15 protein-coding genes are annotated in these 16690 nt (G+C 62.1%); 5 read left to right on the top strand and 10 right to left on the bottom strand.

The features are described 5' to 3' along the window. Positions 1–93: 93 nt before the first annotated feature. A complete protein-coding gene (locus tag D3878_RS00535; protein WP_119783698.1) occupies positions 94–1014 on the bottom strand; it encodes a dioxygenase family protein in 921 nt (306 codons plus the stop codon). A gap of 84 nt (positions 1015–1098) precedes the next feature. Beyond that, positions 1099–2241: a muconate/chloromuconate family cycloisomerase gene (locus D3878_RS00530; protein WP_119783697.1), complete on the bottom strand. Its 1143-nt coding sequence runs from the start codon at positions 2239–2241 to the stop codon at positions 1099–1101. 102 nt (positions 2242–2343) lie between these two features. Between D3878_RS00530 and D3878_RS00525 the strand changes: the two genes are divergently transcribed. Beyond that, the gene (locus D3878_RS00525; RefSeq protein WP_119783696.1) at positions 2344–3231 is read left to right on the top strand and encodes a LysR family transcriptional regulator; all 888 of its coding nucleotides are present in this window, start codon (positions 2344–2346) and stop codon (positions 3229–3231) included. 62 nt (positions 3232–3293) lie between these two features. On the opposite strand, the gene D3878_RS00520 is transcribed toward D3878_RS00525, so the two are convergent. Next, the gene (locus D3878_RS00520) at positions 3294–4631 is read right to left on the bottom strand and encodes an MFS transporter (protein ID WP_119783695.1); all 1338 of its coding nucleotides are present in this window, start codon (positions 4629–4631) and stop codon (positions 3294–3296) included. Between the two features lie 233 nt (positions 4632–4864). Here D3878_RS00520 and mutS point away from each other — a divergent pair, with 233 nt between their 5' ends. Then, the gene (gene mutS / locus D3878_RS00515) at positions 4865–7558 is read left to right on the top strand and encodes a DNA mismatch repair protein MutS (protein ID WP_233556183.1); all 2694 of its coding nucleotides are present in this window, start codon (positions 4865–4867) and stop codon (positions 7556–7558) included. Further along, complete coding sequence (locus D3878_RS00510) at positions 7555–8487, top strand: hypothetical protein (protein WP_119783694.1); 933 nt, start codon at positions 7555–7557, stop codon at positions 8485–8487. The genes mutS and D3878_RS00510 overlap by 4 nt, the downstream gene beginning before the upstream one ends. Positions 8488–8490: 3 nt before the next feature. Here D3878_RS00510 and D3878_RS00505 read toward each other — a convergent pair whose 3' ends face one another. Beyond that, positions 8491–9036, bottom strand: coding sequence for an FKBP-type peptidyl-prolyl cis-trans isomerase (locus D3878_RS00505; protein WP_119783693.1), 546 nt, complete (start codon positions 9034–9036; stop codon positions 8491–8493). 107 nt (positions 9037–9143) lie between these two features. Between D3878_RS00505 and D3878_RS00500 the strand changes: the two genes are divergently transcribed. Both D3878_RS00500 and D3878_RS00495 read left to right on the top strand, forming a co-directional pair. After that, on the top strand, positions 9144–10265 hold the full coding sequence (locus D3878_RS00500; protein WP_119783692.1) for a cupin domain-containing protein: 1122 nt from the start codon (positions 9144–9146) through the stop codon (positions 10263–10265). A 239-nt stretch (positions 10266–10504) separates the two neighbouring features. After that, positions 10505–10702 (top strand): hypothetical protein, encoded by a 198-nt coding sequence (locus tag D3878_RS00495; protein WP_119783691.1) that lies wholly within the window; start codon positions 10505–10507, stop codon positions 10700–10702. 194 nt (positions 10703–10896) lie between these two features. Here D3878_RS00495 and bamC read toward each other — a convergent pair whose 3' ends face one another. The 6 genes from bamC to htpX all read right to left on the bottom strand — a co-directional run bounded on the left by bamC (position 10897) and on the right by htpX (position 16617). Continuing rightward, positions 10897–12096: an outer membrane protein assembly factor BamC gene (bamC, locus tag D3878_RS00490; RefSeq protein ID WP_119783690.1), complete on the bottom strand. Its 1200-nt coding sequence runs from the start codon at positions 12094–12096 to the stop codon at positions 10897–10899. 57 nt (positions 12097–12153) lie between these two features. Continuing rightward, a complete protein-coding gene (gene dapA / locus D3878_RS00485; protein ID WP_119783689.1) occupies positions 12154–13032 on the bottom strand; it encodes a 4-hydroxy-tetrahydrodipicolinate synthase in 879 nt (292 codons plus the stop codon). 143 nt (positions 13033–13175) lie between these two features. Next, a complete protein-coding gene (locus D3878_RS00480; RefSeq protein ID WP_119783688.1) occupies positions 13176–14381 on the bottom strand; it encodes a tryptophan--tRNA ligase in 1206 nt (401 codons plus the stop codon). Between the two features lie 9 nt (positions 14382–14390). After that, positions 14391–15047 (bottom strand): site-2 protease family protein, encoded by a 657-nt coding sequence (locus tag D3878_RS00475; RefSeq protein WP_119783687.1) that lies wholly within the window; start codon positions 15045–15047, stop codon positions 14391–14393. A 61-nt stretch (positions 15048–15108) separates the two neighbouring features. Beyond that, complete coding sequence (locus tag D3878_RS00470) at positions 15109–15732, bottom strand: L-threonylcarbamoyladenylate synthase (protein ID WP_119783686.1); 624 nt, start codon at positions 15730–15732, stop codon at positions 15109–15111. A 9-nt stretch (positions 15733–15741) separates the two neighbouring features. Then, positions 15742–16617: a protease HtpX gene (gene htpX, locus D3878_RS00465; RefSeq protein WP_119783685.1), complete on the bottom strand. Its 876-nt coding sequence runs from the start codon at positions 16615–16617 to the stop codon at positions 15742–15744. Positions 16618–16690: the final 73 nt, after the last annotated feature.

The following is a 16690-nucleotide window of genomic DNA, read 5'->3' as shown; positions in this document are numbered from 1 at the left end:
GCACCCGCCCTGCCCGGCCAAAACGAAAAACCCCCGCCCCGTGAAATTATCGCGGGGCGGGGGTTTACGCACGAGGTATTATTGACTAAAGGATCAGGCGCCCAATGCACGCTCAACGCGGCTCAAGTGCTTGCTCTCATCGGCTTGAACTGCATTTTGCAGCACGAAGTCGAAGGGGATACGGGTGAACGGACCGGAAATGCCCAGCGATTCATAGCCTGCAGGCGATGCCACTTTTTCCAGCGTCACGACCAGGCCGTCGCGGGTAGCGAAAGCGAAGTCATCGTCGAGGAAGCTATCGCCAGGAATATTCACCTGCGTGGTCAGGGTGCGCTTGCCTTCAGCCGACACCAGGAAGTGGATGTGCGCCGGACGGTTGCCATGGCGGCCGAGGGCGGCGAACAGCTCAGCGACCGGGCCGGTCGGCGGAATTGCATAGCCCGGCGGGATCACGCTGCGGAAGCGGTAACGGCCCTGCTCATCGGTCGTGATGTTGCGGCGCAGGTTGTACTCTGCCTGGCTCGGGTCGAAGTGCGAATACATGCCGTGCTCGTTGGCATGCCAGGCATCCAGCGACGCATTGGCCAGCGGCTGACCATCGAGACCGCGCACAACACCTTCCATGACGTAGGTTTCGCCTGCCATCTTGCCATCGTCCAGGCGCGCTTCGTACTTGCTGCTCGGTGCACCAGCAACGTACAGCGGACCTTCGATGGCGCGCGGGGTGCCGCCGACGAGGCCGGCTTTCTGGTCTGCTTCGTCAGCCAGGATATCCAGCAGGCGGTCGAAACCCAGGCCGGCGGTAATCAGGCCGGTCTGGCCGAGTTGACCAAGCTGGTTGAGCCAGTTGATCGCGGACCAGAACTCGTCCGGGGTGACCTTGAATTCGTCGATGGTCTTGAACAGGTCGGTGATGATGCGCTGCGACAGTGCACGGACTCGCTCGTTACCTTCGGCAACCTTCACCGTATTCACGCGGTTCAACAGTTCGTCAAACGTGAATTCATTTTTCATTACAGTCTCCAAACACAAAAAATTTCCTAATGGAAAATAAGGCGGCATCATGCACCCGCACGCGGCCGCAACTAGGGCAACCTGTTAGCGGTCGCGCCGGTAAAATGCCAGCTTGTCTTCATCAATAGACACACCCAAGCCAGGCAAATTCGGTACTGCAAGTTCAAAATTATTGACGGTGGCGCGTTCGACCACGATGTCATCCTTCACCAGCAAGGGGCCGAACAATTCGGTGCCCCATTCCAGGTTTTCGCAGGCGGCAAAGACATGCGCCGAGGCGATGCTGCCAATGGTGCCTTCCAGCAGCGTGCCGCCGTAGCAGCCGATGCCGGCGGCGTGCGCCACGGTCGCGGTGCGCATGGTCGCCAGCGGACCACCGGATTTGGCGATCTTCAGCGCAATGACACTGCACGCGCCATCTGCGGCATAGTCGAAGGCATCGACGGCGTTCTGCACGCCTTCATCCGCCATCATGGGAACTTCAAAACGTTGCGTCAGGCGCGCCATGCCGCGGCGATTGCTGCGGATGATCGGTTGCTCGATCAGCATCACGCCGGCATCCACCAGATCGGGGATATGGCGGGTGGCGATCGCCTCGCTCCATGCCTGGTTGATATCGACGGTCAGCTGGGCGCGGTCGCCCAGGGCCGCCTTGATCGCGGCGACGTGGGCGACATCTTCCAGCGGAGCGCGCTTGCCGATCTTGAGCTTGAAGACATTGTGGCGCCTGACTTCCAGCATTTCTTTGGCTTCGGCGATGTCGCGGGCGCTGTCGCCGCTGGCCAGTGTCCACAGCACCGGCAGCGCGTTACGCACGGCGCCGCCCAGCAAGGCATGCACCGGCACGCCGAGACGCTTGCCCTGCGCATCCAGCAAGGCAGTTTCCAGCGCCGACTTGGCCAGCGCATTGCCCTGCACCGACTTGCCCACATGCGCCATGACGGCGTTCACGCTGCGCGCATCCATGCCGGTCACCAGCGGGGCGATGTAGTGGTCCAGGGCCAGCTTGATCGTTTCCGGGCTCTGGTCGCCATAGGCCAGGCCGCCGATCGTGGTGGCTTCGCCCAGGCCTTCGATACCGTCTTCGCAACGCAGGCGCAGTATCACCAGGGTCTGCCGCTGCATGGTGGTCATCGCCAGCTTGTGTTCGCGGATCGTCGGCAAATCGACGATCACCGCCTCAAGTGAAGTGATCGATACTTTTTCAGTTGCCAGTTTTGTGCTCATAAGTATGCGGATTCGGTGATCAATAGTTGAATAGAATAGTAGTTGCCGCAGGAGGATGCGTCTAATATCATTTCAATACAGAACGATACCCAGGAGGTATAGATGGAAATCCGTCACCTGCGTTATTTCGAAGCTTTGGGGAATACCCTGAACTTCACGCGCGCCGCCGAACAGCTGCACATCGCCCAGCCGCCCCTGTCACGCCAGATTCGCCAGCTCGAGGAAGAACTCGGCGCGACGCTCATCGACCGCAATGCCCGGCCGCTGGCACTGACGAAGGCCGGCACATTCTTTCTTGAACAGTGCTCCCAGCTTCTATCGAGAATCAATGAAGCGCAGGAGGCAACGCGCCGGATCAGCCAGGGCCAACGCCGCTGGTTGGGCATCGGCTTCGTGCCATCGGCGCTCTACGGCGTGCTGCCCGAGATCATTCGGCAATATCGCCTTGCCAACCAGGAAGTGGAGGTGGTTCTCTCGGAAATGACTTCGATCCAGCAGGCAGAAGCGCTGAAAGCCGGGCGCATCGATGTCGGCTTCGGCAGGCTGCCGCTCGATGATCCCCAACTGCACTGCGAGGTCATCGTCGAAGAGCCGCTGGTTGCCGCGCTGTCGGCCAGGCATCCGCTGCTGAAATTCAAACGGCTGCGCCTGTCGCAGCTGGCCGCCGAGCCCTTCATCCTGTATCCGGCGCGGCCGCGGCCGAGTTACGCGGACCATGTCCTGCAACAGTTCCGTACGCACGATCTGAGCCTGGGCAGCGTCATCGACGTCAATGAAATGCAGACCGCGATCGGGCTGGTCGCGGCCGGCGTCGGCGTCACACTGGTCCCCAGTTCGGTACAGCGGCTGCAACGCGACGACGTGGTCTATCGCGGGCTGGTGGAAAAGGATGTGAGCTCGCCGGTCATCATGAACGTTCGCGCCGATAATGACTCCACCGACTTGCTGCAACTGCGTAAACTGATCGAGGGGCTGCGGCAAAAATCCTGAGATTTTTGCCGCGCCCCTCGATCATGTCCCTCCATCATGCCGCTAGCGCGGCAAAGCTGCCATCAATGCGCGGCTGCAAGCGCATTCTTGTCGACCGCGCCAACCGGCTTGATCAGCGCAAGCCCGGCTGCGGCAACCGCCAGCGGCAGAACCAGCGCCATGTAGAAGCCCGAAGGGCCACCATGCTCGAGGAACCAGCCGCCGCTGGCCGAACCGACGATGGCGCCGACACGGCCCAGGGCAATCGCCCAGCCCGTCGCCGTGGCACGCAAGGCGGTCGGATAAGCCTCGGCCACCATGTAGTTGAGAACAATCTGCTGACCACCGATACCCAGGCCGGCGGCAGCCGCGAGAACGAACACCAGGGTCCAGTTGGTGCCGCTGTAGGACAGGCCAACGCTCAAGGCGATACCGAAGACAAACATCGCCAGCAGCAACAGGCGGGTATTCATTTTTGGCAAAATGATCGACAGCGGAATAGCACAGGCAACGAACACGGCGTTGACGGCAACCGTCCCCATGGGCGCTTGCGTCGCCGGCAAACCGGTGGCTTTCAGCACCGTCGGCAACCAGGACAGGAACATGAACCATGCCACCCAGTTGAACAGGTAGATCGTCCAGATCGCGACGGTGTTGCGTGCCAGCCCATCGGCAAACAGCGACGCAATACCGGTTTTCACTTCCAGTTCAGGGACAGTGAATTTGGCATTCGCAGCAATTGGCTGCGGCACGATTTTGGCGATGATGCGCTGGATCTTTTCGGTGCCGGCGGCGCTTGGATGACGCGCCAGGAAATGCAGCGACTCCGGCAATGCAAAGAAAAGCACCACCAGCAACAACAGCGGCACCACCCCGCCGACGGCAAAAATGCCCTGCCAGCCAATCACCGGCAGCATCTTCGCCGCCAGCAAGCCACCGAGGATGGCGCCGGCAGGCAAGCCCAGCAAGACCGTGGTCATGATGGTGCCGCGCTTCTTGGCAGGACCATATTCACCGGCAAGCGACAGCAGCACTGGCGTTGCACCGCCCATGCCGAGACCGGCGAGAAAGCGGAAGACCAGGATCTGCTCCGTGGTAGCGGCAAATGCCGTCGCCAGCGTGGCGGTACCGAACAGCGCGACGGCGCCGAGAATGACCGGACGGCGGCCGATCTTGTCGCCCAGCAGGCCCAGCGTCATGGCGCCCAGCACCATGCCGACCGTTCCCGCAGTCATGACCGGCGCCAGTGCGCCCGGGCCGAGGCCGAAAGCCTGGATCAGCGCCGGCGCGGTAAAGGCAATGGCTTGCGTATCGAAGCCATCGAAAATGGCGACCAAAAAGCAAAGGGTGAAAACACGCCACTGAAACGGCGTCAACTTGGCCCGGTCGATGAGATCCGGGATTGCATACTGCATGCTCATGTCTGCTCCTTTTAGGATTTTTTGATTGCTGATCTTGTGCTGAAGTCAATGATCGCGGGAGCATCTTAGTGACGAACTGTTCATGCGTCTAATATCATTGCCGTACTGCGCCATACTCGCCGGGTATGGCCCGACCCCAGCCTGCAGCGCCATGCGCGCGGGCACGGCGCGGAATTTCACGTGCTGCTGGCTGGCGACGCAGAGTAAAATGGCAGGTTTTGTCGCGCCGATCCATGTTGGATCAAATTTCACAAATCATGGCTGAGCTAGATAAACACACACCAATGATGCAGCAGTTCCTGCGCATCAAGGCGGACCACCCCACCACCCTGCTGTTCTACCGCATGGGCGATTTCTACGAGCTGTTTTTCGACGATGCCGAAAAAGCATCGCGCCTGCTCGGCATCACGCTGACCCAGCGCGGCTCTTCCAACGGCATCCCGGTCAAGATGGCCGGCGTGCCCTTCCATTCGGCGGAACAATACCTGGCGCGCCTGATCAGGCTGGGCGAGTCGGTCGCCATCTGCGAACAGATCGGCGACCCCGCCACCAGCAAGGGGCCGGTCGAGCGCAAGGTAATCCGGGTAATCACGCCCGGCACCCTGACCGATGCCGACCTGCTGCCGGAAAAGGCCGAGCGCCCGCTGCTGGCGCTGTGCCAGCTCAGCCAGCGCAAGACCTTCACGGTCGGCCTGGCCTGGCTGTCGCTGGCCAGCGGCGCCCTCAAGATGATGGAATTCTCCTGCGAGCAAAAAGCGCTCGATGCGCGCCTGCGCCAGGAACTCGAACGCATCGGCCCGGCCGAGGTGCTGGTGGCCGAAGACGCCCAGGATGAACTGTTCTCCGCCCCCGGCAATACCCTGGCGGCGCGGCGCACCGGCGTGCCGGCCTGGCACTTCGATCTCGCCAATGGCAGGAAAGCCCTGCTCGAGCAGCTCGAAGTCGGCACGCTGGCCGGCTTCGACGCCGAGCACCTGGGCGCGGCCATTGGCGCCGCCGGCGCCCTGCTGCGCTATGCCCAGTCGACCCAGGGCCGCGGCCTGCGGCACGTACGCAGCCTGACGGTCGAATCGGAAACGGAATTCATCGGCCTGGATGCGGCGACCCGGCGCAACCTGGAGCTGACCGAAACCCTGCGCGGCCAGGATAGCGCGGGCGCCGCGCCGACCCTGTTTTCCACGCTCGACCACTGTCGCACCGCGATGGGCTCGCGCCTGCTGCGCCACTGGACCCACCATGCCCGGCGCGACCAGCAGGTCGCACGCGCGCGCCATGCCGCCATCAATGCCCTGATGCGCAACGATGCCTGCTCGGGCCTGGCCTCGACACTGGCGGCGGTGCCCGACATCGAACGCATCACCACCCGCGTGGCGCTGCTGTCGGCACGCCCGCGCGACCTTGCCGGCCTGCGCGCCGGCCTGCAGCACCTGCCCTCGTTGCGCGCCTATGTCGGCATGTGCACGCGCGACGCCGAAGCGCCGCTCCTGCATGCGATCCAGGCCGACCTGGCCGACCCGACCGAATGCCTCGACCTGCTGGAGCGCGCCATCGCGCTGGAACCGGCGGCGCTGGTGCGCGATGGCGGCGTGATCGCGCGCGGCTTCGATGCCGATCTCGACGAATTGCGCGGCCTGTCGGAAAACGCCGGGCAGTTCCTGGTGGACCTGGAAACCCGCGAACGCGCCCGCACCGGCATTGCCAACCTGCGCGTCGAATACAACAAGGTGCACGGCTTCTACATCGAAGTCACGCACGGCCAGACCGACAAGGTGCCGGAAGACTACCGCCGCCGCCAGACCCTGAAGAATGCCGAACGCTACATCACGCCGGAACTGAAGGCGTTCGAGGACAAGGCGCTGTCGGCGCAGGAACGCGCGCTGGCACGCGAAAAATTCCTCTACGAGCAAGTGCTCACCGCCCTCGCCCCGCACATCGGCATCATGCAGGCGATCTCCCACGCCACCGCGCAGCTCGATGCGCTGGCAGCGCTGGCCACGCATGCGCTGGCGCACAACTGGTGCGCGCCGCAGTTGGTGGACGAACCGGTGATCTCGATCGGCCAGGGCCGCCACCCGGTAGTGGAAAACCAGATCGAGCGCTTCATCGCCAACGACTGCGCACTGTCGGACGAATGCAAGCTGCTGCTGATCACTGGCCCCAACATGGGCGGCAAATCGACCTACATGCGCCAGGTGGCGCTGATCACGCTGCTGGCCTACATGGGCAGCTTCGTGCCGGCCAGCCACGCCACCATCGGCCCGATCGACCGTATCTTCACCCGCATCGGCGCCGCCGACGACCTCGCCGGCGGCCGTTCCACCTTCATGGTCGAGATGACCGAATCGGCCGCCATCCTCAACGGCGCAACAGAACATTCGCTGGTGCTGATGGATGAAGTCGGCCGCGGCACCTCCACCTTCGATGGCCTGGCGCTGGCGTGGGCGATCGCGCGCCACCTGATCGATGCCACCAGGAGCTTCACGCTGTTCGCCACCCATTACTTCGAACTGACCCAGCTGCCGGAAACCCATTCGACCTGCGCCAACGTGCACCTGTCGGCCATCGAGCACAAGGACAGCATCGTCTTCCTGCACGCAGTGCAGGCCGGCCCGGCCTCGCAAAGCTACGGCCTGCAGGTGGCGCAACTGGCCGGCGTGCCGGCGCCCGTCATCCGCGCCGCGCGCAAGCATCTGGCGGCACTGGAGTCCAGTTCGCTGCAAGCCACGCCGCAGTTCGACCTGTTCAGCGGCAACATGCCAGAAGCTGCAGCGCCCGATGTGCCGGCGGACGCCGCGGCAGAACTGGCCAATGAGCAGGCGGCCGCCCTGCGCGCCGCCCTGGCCGGGCTCGATCCCGATGCCATGTCGCCGCGCGAAGCGCTGGACGCCCTGTACAAGCTGAAGCAACTGGAAGGCGGGCGCACATGAAAGGCGGGCGCCTCGCATGCCTGCTGGCAGCCTGCCTTGCGCTGACCGGCCCGGCCGCAGGCGCCGAGGAAAAATTCGCCTTCGGCTACGTCGCCCATCCTTTCGGCGACGCCCTGGCCGACGAAACGGGATTGCGTGAGGCACTGGCGGAAACGGACCGGGAAAACCTGGCCTTCGTGGTGGTCGGCGGCATCAAGTCCGCCATCGAGCCCTGCGACGATGAACTCTACGCGCAGCGCCGCACGCTGCTGAACCAGGCCAGGCATGGGCTGGTGGTCTCGGTGGCGGAGAGCGACTGGAGCGATTGCCGCTACCGCGACGGCAGGCCGGCCGCGCTGGAGCGACTGCATCGCCTGCGGGAACTGTTTTTCGCCGACGATCTGTCGTTCGGCGCCACGCGCATTCCGCTGATCCGCCAGTCGGCCAATCCGAAATTCCGCGATTACGTGGAAAACGCCCGCTGGGAAATCGGCAACATCATGTTTGCCACGCTCAATCTACCGGCCAACAACAATCGTTTTCTCAACGCCGCCGGCCGCAACAGCGAATTCGAAGACAGGCTGGTGGCCAACCGCGACTGGCTGCAGCGCGTCGTGATGTATGCCAAACGCAAACAATACCCGGGCATCGTGATTTTCTGCGACGGCAATCCGCTCTTCCCGCAGGAGGAAGACAACGTCCGGCGCGACGGCTTCCGCGAAACGCGGCGGCAACTTGCCAGCCTTGCCGCCGGCTACCCGGGAAAGATACTGCTGGTGCATAACCAGCAATCACGGGCCGGCAAGCAGCGCGCGCCGGCTATCCGCTGGAAAGGCAATCTGGGCGACCTGGCGGTGGCATCCGACTGGCTCAGCGTCCAGGTGACGCCGGCCCAGCCGGTCTTGTTCAGCGTCGCCGCCGGCAAGTCAGCCAATCCGGCGCGCGATTAAAAATCAGTGCACCGGGATGCTGCGAAACTCGCCGTCATCGCCTTCTTCATCGTCGTCGTGACCATGATGATGGCCATGCGCGCCGTGCACATGACCGTGCGCCACTTCCTCGTCGCTGGCAGCGCGCACTTCGACCACATCCAGGCTGAAGCGTAGCGCGATGCCGGCGAGCGGATGATTGCCGTCCAGGACTACCTTGTCATCGGCAATCTCGGTCACGGTGAAAATCAGCGACTCCTGCTGCTCGTCGTCGGCCTCGGGCGAACCTTCGAACTGCATGCCCAGTTCCAGCGGCGTCGGCAGAAGCTTGCGGTCTTCGATCTTGACCAGCTCGGGATCGTATTCGCCAAAAGCGTCTTCCGGCTCGACCTGGATGGTGACCTTGTAGCCGGCTTGCTGGCCTTCCAGCGCTTCCTCGATTTTCGGCAAGGTGTTGTTGTAGCCGCCATGCAGGTACACCATCGGTTCACGGCTTTCTTCGATCAGATTGTTTTGCGCATCTGACAGGGTGTAGTTCAGGGTGACTACGGCATTCTGGGCAATCTTCATGGCCACATTTCCTTTCATTGGACGATGGCCGGAATTATACCAATCTGCCGCTCCACCCTCAGAAAAAGCCGCGAATACAGCGCGGGCGCCGCTATATAATGAGCGCCATGAAAAACCTCACACTCCTGGGCGACATCACGCCCGCGCGCTTTTTGCGCGAATACTGGCACAAGAAGCCCTTGCTGGTGCGCCAGGCAATCCCCGGCTTCAAGCCCCTGCTCAAGCGCGAGGCGCTGTTGAAGCTGGCGCAGCAGGAAGATGTCGAGTCGCGCCTGATCACGCATTTCGACCAGCACTGGGAAATGGCGCACGGCCCGGTGAGCCAGCCGCCCGCCTTCAGCAAAAAGGACTGGACCCTGCTGGTGCAAGGCGTCAACCTGCACCTGGACGCCGCCGAGCGGCTGCTGCGCCAATTCAACTTCATCCCCGATGCCCGGCTTGACGACCTGATGATCAGCTACGCCACCGATGGCGGCGGCGTCGGCCCGCACTTCGATTCCTACGACGTCTTCCTGCTGCAGGCACAGGGCCAGCGGCGCTGGCGCATCGGCGCCCAACAAGACCTGTCCGTGGTGGAAGGCATGCCGCTGAAGATCCTGAAGAATTTCACGCCGGAGCAGGAATTCGTGCTGGAACCCGGCGACATGCTGTACCTGCCGCCACACTATGCGCATGACGGTGTGGCGATCGGCGAGTGCATGACGTATTCGATCGGCTTCCGTGCCCCCGCCTGGCAGGAACTCGGCGAAGCCTTCCTGCAATTCATGACGGACACCATCGAACTGCCAGGCCGCTATGCCGACCCCGACCTGACGCCGGCACGCGCGCCGGCCGAGATCGGCACGGCCATGCTGCAGCGGGTACAGCAGGAATTGCACAAGATTACCTTCGAAGAAGAGGATATCGCCATCTTCCTCGGCGAATACCTGTCCGAACCCAAGGCCAGCGTTTATTTCAAGCCGCTGGCACGGCCCCTGAGCCTGGCGCGTTTCATCGAAGCAGCCGGCAAGCGCGGCATCAAGCTGTCGCGCAAGACCCAGATGCTTTACCGCGGCAAGCACATTTTCATCAACGGCGAATCCTTCATGGCCGGCCGCGCCGAAAAGACGCCCTTGCTGGCACTGGCCAACGACCGCCAGCTGGAAGGCGCCGTGCTGGCCGCAGCATCAACGGATGTACTGGAAACCCTGCACCAGTGGTATGTCGATGGTTGGCTGGAATTGGCGTAATGATTGGCATCAGGCACTCACTGTTGTTTGCCTACAAAAATAACTTACCAGTAGGAATCGTTTTTATCATTCCATAGCAAAACCCGTTATAATGTCGAGTTAGGAAGGTTTCGCTGTGTCGCACTGCACCATCGGTCAGTAAGCTTGCGAAAACGCCCTAAAGTAAGAGCGATAATTACCGGTAATTATTCATCGCAAATATTCATCGCAAACCTGTTTAAATTTCGAAGGAAAAATCCATGAAAAAGAATCTGCTGATCGCCTCCCTGTTCGCCCTGACTCTGGTCGCTTGCGGCAAAAAAGAAGAAGCACCTGCTGTTGCTCCGGTTGAAACCACCACCGCTGCTGAAACGACTACTACTGCTGCAGAAACCACCACTACTGCTGCTGAAGCTACCACTACTGCTGCTGAAACCACCACCACCGTGGCTAAGTAATCAGTACAGTACAGCATCATGAAAAAGCCGACCTTCGGGTCGGCTTTTTTTTGTCCTGATTTTCATCCCCATCCCATCACACAATCCGCCTGGCCAATCCGCCCCACCTGACCCACCCGGCAAAATCCAGGCGCACCAAGTGAAAATGCCGCCCGCAAAGCGGGCGGCATTCATGCAGAAGACTGCAGCGATGCTTATTTCAGCTGGTCGTTCAGCAGCGTGAGAATCCTGCCGGCAGTCGCCGAAGTGTCAGGACGACCTTCGCCATCGAGTACCTGGATGCGGCTGACGCCAGCGGTTTCCTTGACCGAGATGCGATAGCGTTGCGCCGACTTCGGATCGTCCTTGTCGCCGAACGACAACAGCTTGGAGAAGAAGCCCTTCTCACCCGCCGCCTTGTCCTTCGCATCCTTGTCCTGGTCGACGTAGCGCACGAAATACAGGCCCTGCGAGCGGTCACGGTCTTCCACAGTAAAGCCGACGCGGTCGAGCGCCAGGCCGACGCGGCGCCAAGCGCGGTCGAAGCCTTCATTATCCTCGACATATGAGCCGCCCTCACCCTTGAGCAAACGGGAACGCAACTGGATCGGCGAAGCATTGGCGACCACGGCCTTGGCGCGGACCTCCTCCGCACCCAGGCGGGTCATCATCTGGCCCAGCATTTGCGCTTCCAGTTCCGGATCGGAAGCACGGCTAACCCAGGACGTCGTCGCCGGACCACTGTTGGAGGTACCGGCAAAGACTTCCTCGGCGCCGCGATGGCTGATGTAGATTTCCGTGCTGCCGTCAGGGGCACGCTCCAGACGGGTACGGAATTTGTCGCGCACGCCGGCATCATAGGCAGTATCCAGCGCCTTGGCGAGGAAACCGCGCACCGTACCCTGCGGCACGTTCAGGCGCTTCTCCGCCCAGTCGGTTTCCATCACGCCGACTTCAGGCATTTCGACATTGATCAGGAAACCGCCCTCCTGCCAGAAATCCTTGATTTGCGGCCACAAGACTTCCGGCGACTTCTTGGTCACCAGCCAGCGCTGGTTGCCGGCGCGCTCAACGCGCATGTCGGCCGCCACCGCGGGAGCGATGACCTGGGCGCTCGCGCCAGTGCCGGCACCGGCAGTATTCGCCTGCTGCAGGCTGTAGCCGGAAGCGGTTGCGATGCCGCGGTTGTCACCAACCGCATAACGATTATCGCGCTGCAATTGCGTCAGGTTTGGCGGAATTTCCAGCGACTTGGTCGGCGCCTTGCTCGCGCTCTTGTAATCGACCCGCTCCGGTTCCAGCACCGAGCTCAGCGAACCGCTGCAGCCAACCATGCCGGTGAGGATCGCCGCGCCCAACAGGGTGCGAGTGAAATTAGTAGCGTGCAATGAAAGTAGGTTCTTGCGAATAATCATATGGATACGGGTTAAAAACCGGACAAGATCAGGATGCAAAGCATCACCAGGCGCTTCTTATTGTAATACAGACGCTTCGCGCAGTGCCTTGCGGACAGTTTCATGATATTCCGGCGCCAGCGCAACCAGCGGCAGGCGGATGCCGGACGGGATCTTGCCCATCTCGACCATGGCCCATTTGAGCGGCACCGGATTGGGTTCGACAAACAGCTTGTTATGCAAGGGCAGCATGCGGTTGTTGATCTCGATGGCCTTGGCGATTTCGCCCTGCATGGCGGCCACGCACAATTCATGCATGGCGCGCGGCGCGATATTCGCCGTGACGGAAATATTGCCCTTGGCGCCGCAGAACATCAGCGCCATCGCGGTCGCATCGTCGCCGGAATACACGGCAAAGGATTTCGGCGCCAGCCGCAGCAGGTCGGTGCCGCGGGCGAGGTTGCCGGTCGCATCCTTGACGCCGATAACGCCCGGCACCTGGGCCAGGCGCACGATGGTGTCGTTGCTCATGTCGGCCACGGTACGGCCCGGCACGTTATACAGGATCACCGGCAAGTTCACCGCCTCGGCGATCTTGCGGAAATGCTGGTACATGCCTTCCTGGGTGGGGCGATTGTAGTAAGGCACCACCTGCAGCGAGGCATCGGCGCCGACTTCCTTCGCGTAGCGGGTCAGCTCGATCGCTTCGGCAGTCGAGTTGCCGCCGGTACCGGCGATCACGGGAATGCGTTTGGCGACATGTTCAACTGCCACCTTGATCAGTTCGCAATGTTCCTCGACCGAAACGGTCGGCGATTCGCCGGTGGTGCCGACGATGACGATGCCGTCGGTGCCTTCGGCGATATGCCAGTCGATCAGATTGCGCAAGCCTGGCAAATCCAGGCTGCCATCCGCATGCATGGGGGTGACGATCGCTACTATGCTGCCCTGAATCATGATGATTTGAAAACGAAAAGGTGGAAAGCTACGATTGTAGCGGATCGCCTGCCCGTATGGGGGGCTTCGGGCAGGCAAATCCGATGAAAAAAGTCCGGCGGCAGTGCACCCGGAATGGTCAAGACCACCACCCCTGGCGGCGATCAGCTGCGATAGCCGAGGCCCATCGCCTCGCGCACGTCGCGCATGGTTTCCTCGGCCAGCGCGCGCGCCTTGCCGCAACCGTCGGCAACGATGTCGCGCACCAGTTTCGGCTCGTCCAGGTAGCGTTGGGCGCGTTCGCGCATCGGCTCCTGTTCCTTCAGCACGCCATCGATCACCGGCTGCTTGCATTCGATGCAGCCGATGCCGGCGGAGGTGCAGCCCTTCACCACCCACTCCTTGGTGGCTGCATCGGAATACACCTGGTGCAACTGCCACACCGGGCACTTTTCCGGGTTGCCCGGATCGGTGCGACGGATGCGCGCCGGGTCGGTCGGCATGGTGCGCAGCTTCTTGCTCACGGTCTCGCGATCCTCGCGCAGGGCGATGGCGTTGCCATAGCTTTTGGACATCTTCTGGCCATCCAGCCCCGGCAGGCGCGAAGATTCCGTCAGGCGCACCTGCGGCTCGGGCAGAATGATCCTGCGGCTGCCGGCAAGGTAGCCGAACAGGCGCTCGCGGTCGGCGCCACTGATGCTTTGCGCGGCGTCGAGCAAGGCGTGCGCCTCGTCCAGCGCCTCGTGCTTGCCCTGCTCCTGGTAGGCGGTGCGCAGGGCATCGTATTGCTTGCCCTGCTTGCCGCCCAGTTTCTTGATCGCCTCCTGCACCTTCTCGGCAAAGCCGGCTTCCTTGCCGTACATGTGGTTGAAGCGGCGGGCGATTTCGCGGGTGATCTCGACGTGCGGAATCTGGTCTTCGCCGACCGGCACCATGCTGGCGCGGTACAGCAGCACGTCGGCCGACATCAAGAGCGGATAGCCAAGGAAGCCGTAGGTCGAGAGGTCGCGGTCGGCCAGCTTTTGCTGCTGGTCCTTGTAGGTCGGCACGCGCTCGAGCCAGCCCAGCGGCGTCATCATCGACAGCAGCAGGTGCAGCTCGGCGTGCTGCGGCACCTGCGACTGGATGAAGATGGTCGCTTTGGCCGGATCAACGCCGGCGGCCAGCCAGTCGATCACCATGTCCCAGGTGCTGGCCTCGATCTGCGCCGGGTCTTCGTAATGTGTGGTCAGGGCGTGCCAGTCGGCGACGAAAAACAGGCAAGGCACTTCAGCCTGCATCTTCACCCAGTTTTTCAAGGCGCCATGGTAATGGCCCAGATGGAGGGCGCCCGTGGGGCGCATGCCGGAAACGACACGATCGGGAAACATGGTGATGGATTAACTCAGCAAAAAGGTCAAGGGGGATACCAGTAGTTGCAACACGGTCTGGGCGGCGATCATGACCGGTATCATCCAGAATTTCAATACCTGTAAAAACAGCAGCCCCAGCACGATGAAGAACCCGTAGGGTTCGAGGCGGCCGTATTTGTAGGCGAGGCGGTTGGGCAGGATGCTGAACATGACGCGGCCGCCATCCAGCGGCGGCACCGGAAACAGGTTAAAGGCAAAGATCACCAGGTTGACCACGACACCGGCCTGCGCCATCTTCAGGAAAAATACTTCATTGACCTGAAACGCCACCAGTGCGATGGAAAACAGCATCCACAGCAGCGCCATCAGCAGGTTGGCGGCAGGGCCGGCCAGCGCCACCCAGGCCATGTCGCGCTTGGGATTGCGCAGCTTGCCCCACTCCACCGGCACCGGCTTGGCATAGCCGAACAGAAAGGGGCTGCCGACGAAATACAGCACGATGGGAATCAGCAGCGTGCCCACCGGATCGATGTGGCGCACCGGATTCAGGCTCATGCGCCCCTGCAGGTAGGCGGTGGCGTCGCCAAAATATCTGGCGGCGTAGGCATGCGCAGCTTCGTGCAGGGTAATGGCAAAAAGAATGGGCAGTACGTAGACGGCGAAGTTCTGGATAGTTTCGTTCATCAGCGGATTTTAGCAGACGGCTGCCACAGGAGCCCAACTTCCGGCCAATTCGCCGGACGACCTACAAGCCGAACATGGCGGCGTCACCCCTGCCCTGGCGCAGCAGCACCGGCGCCGGGCCGGAAAGGTCGATCACGGTGGTCATTTCCAGGCCACAGGCGCCGCCGTCGATCACCAGCTCGATCTGGCGCTCCAGCTTTTCGCGCACCAGGTCGGGGTCGGTCAGCGGCAGGGCGTCGTCCGGCAGGATCAGGGTCGCCCCCAGCAGCGGCTCGCCCAATTCTTCCAGCAGCGCCAGGGCGACCGGGTTTTCCGGCACGCGCAGGCCGATGGTCTTGCGCGAAGGATGGCTGACCCGGCGCGGCACTTCCCTGGTGGCTTCCAGGATGAAAGTGTAAGGCCCAGGCGTGGCCGCCTTCAGCAGGCGGTACTGGCTGTTGTCCACCTTCGCATACTCGGCGATCTGGCTCAGGTCGCGGCACAGTAAGGCCAGGTGGTGCTTGTCGTCGATGCCGCGGATGCGGCGCAGTTTGGTCACCGCATCCTTGTCATCCAGGTGGCAGCACAGGGCGTAGCAGGAATCGGTGGGCAAGGCGACGATGCCGCCGGCGCGCACGATCTGCGCCGCCTGCTTGATCAGGCGCAGTTGTGGATTGTCGGGATGAATCTGGAAAAACTGGCTCATGAAAAAATCTTAGCGTCCGCCCCGCAAGGCGGCGATGCGCTGCTCGATCGGCGGGTGGCTGGAAAACAGCGCCATGAAGCCCGGCTTTTCAGTGGCGATGCCCATCGCCGCCATCGATTGCGGCAGGTTGCTTGGCTCCAGGCCGCCCAGGCGCGCCAGTGCATGGATCATCGGCTTCGGACCACCCAGCAGTTGCGCGGCGCCGGCGTCGGCGCGGAATTCACGCTGGCGCGAGAACCAGGCGACAATCATCGAAGCGGCGATACCGAAGACGATCTGGCACACCACCACAGTCACCATGTAGCCGATGCCCGGGCTGTCACTCTCGCCCTTCGACAACGCGCGATCCACGGCATAGCCGACCACGCGCGAGAGGAACACCACGAAGGTATTCACCACGCCCTGGATCAGGGCCATGGTCACCATGTCGCCGTTGGCGACGTGGGCGACTTCGTGGCCGAGCACCGCTTCGACTTCTTCGCGCGTCATCGATTCGAGCAAGCCGGTGGATACCGCCACCAGCGCCGAATTCTTGAAGGCGCCGGTGGCAAAAGCGTTCGGCTCACCCTGATAGATCGCCACTTCCGGCATGGCGATGCCAGCCTTTTGCGCCAGTTTGCCGACGGTATCGACCAGCCAGAATTCGGTCGAATTGGACGGCGCCTCGATCACTTGCGCGCCGGTGGACCATTTCGCCATCGGCTTGCTGATCAAGAGCGAAATGATCGAACCGGTGAAACCGACCACCAGCGAAAACACCATCAGCATCGGCAGGTTCAGGCCCTGCGCGGTCAGGAACTTGTCCACGCCGAGCACAGAGAGCACCACCGTCATGACCGCGATGACGGCGACGTTGGTGGCAATGAACAGAAAAATTCGTTTCATGGTGTAATCCCCTTTAAAAATCCATGTGACTAAGCTATGGATTTTTTCACAAAATCCAAGGCGCCGGAGTGAT

This window comes from Noviherbaspirillum sedimenti (genome assembly GCF_003590835.1).
In the GTDB taxonomy this organism is placed as follows: Bacteria; Pseudomonadota; Gammaproteobacteria; order Burkholderiales; family Burkholderiaceae_D; genus Paucimonas; species Paucimonas sedimenti.
The sequence above is the reverse complement of the archived record's forward strand: the minus strand, read 5'-3'. Positions and strand labels throughout refer to the sequence as shown.

Excerpts from the sequence above, each read along its gene's own strand:
- D3878_RS00520 (WP_119783695.1), bottom strand. The coding sequence starts at position 4,631 with ATGAGCATGCAGTATGCAATCCCGGATCTCATCGACCGGGCCAAGTTG.
- mutS (WP_233556183.1), top strand. The coding sequence starts at position 4,865 with ATGTTGGATCAAATTTCACAAATCATGGCTGAGCTAGATAAACACACA.
- D3878_RS00510 (WP_119783694.1), top strand. The coding sequence starts at position 7,555 with ATGAAAGGCGGGCGCCTCGCATGCCTGCTGGCAGCCTGCCTTGCGCTG.
- D3878_RS00495 (WP_119783691.1), top strand. The coding sequence starts at position 10,505 with ATGAAAAAGAATCTGCTGATCGCCTCCCTGTTCGCCCTGACTCTGGTC.
- htpX (WP_119783685.1), bottom strand. The coding sequence starts at position 16,617 with ATGAAACGAATTTTTCTGTTCATTGCCACCAACGTCGCCGTCATCGCG.
- D3878_RS00500 (WP_119783692.1), top strand. The coding sequence starts at position 9,144 with ATGAAAAACCTCACACTCCTGGGCGACATCACGCCCGCGCGCTTTTTG.
- D3878_RS00470 (WP_119783686.1), bottom strand. The coding sequence starts at position 15,732 with ATGAGCCAGTTTTTCCAGATTCATCCCGACAATCCACAACTGCGCCTG.
- D3878_RS00530 (WP_119783697.1), bottom strand. The coding sequence starts at position 2,241 with ATGAGCACAAAACTGGCAACTGAAAAAGTATCGATCACTTCACTTGAG.
- D3878_RS00525 (WP_119783696.1), top strand. The coding sequence starts at position 2,344 with ATGGAAATCCGTCACCTGCGTTATTTCGAAGCTTTGGGGAATACCCTG.
- D3878_RS00535 (WP_119783698.1), bottom strand. The coding sequence starts at position 1,014 with ATGAAAAATGAATTCACGTTTGACGAACTGTTGAACCGCGTGAATACG.
- D3878_RS00475 (WP_119783687.1), bottom strand. The coding sequence starts at position 15,047 with ATGAACGAAACTATCCAGAACTTCGCCGTCTACGTACTGCCCATTCTT.
- bamC (WP_119783690.1), bottom strand. The coding sequence starts at position 12,096 with ATGATTATTCGCAAGAACCTACTTTCATTGCACGCTACTAATTTCACT.
- D3878_RS00505 (WP_119783693.1), bottom strand. The coding sequence starts at position 9,036 with ATGAAGATTGCCCAGAATGCCGTAGTCACCCTGAACTACACCCTGTCA.
- D3878_RS00480 (WP_119783688.1), bottom strand. The coding sequence starts at position 14,381 with ATGTTTCCCGATCGTGTCGTTTCCGGCATGCGCCCCACGGGCGCCCTC.
- dapA (WP_119783689.1), bottom strand. The coding sequence starts at position 13,032 with ATGATTCAGGGCAGCATAGTAGCGATCGTCACCCCCATGCATGCGGAT.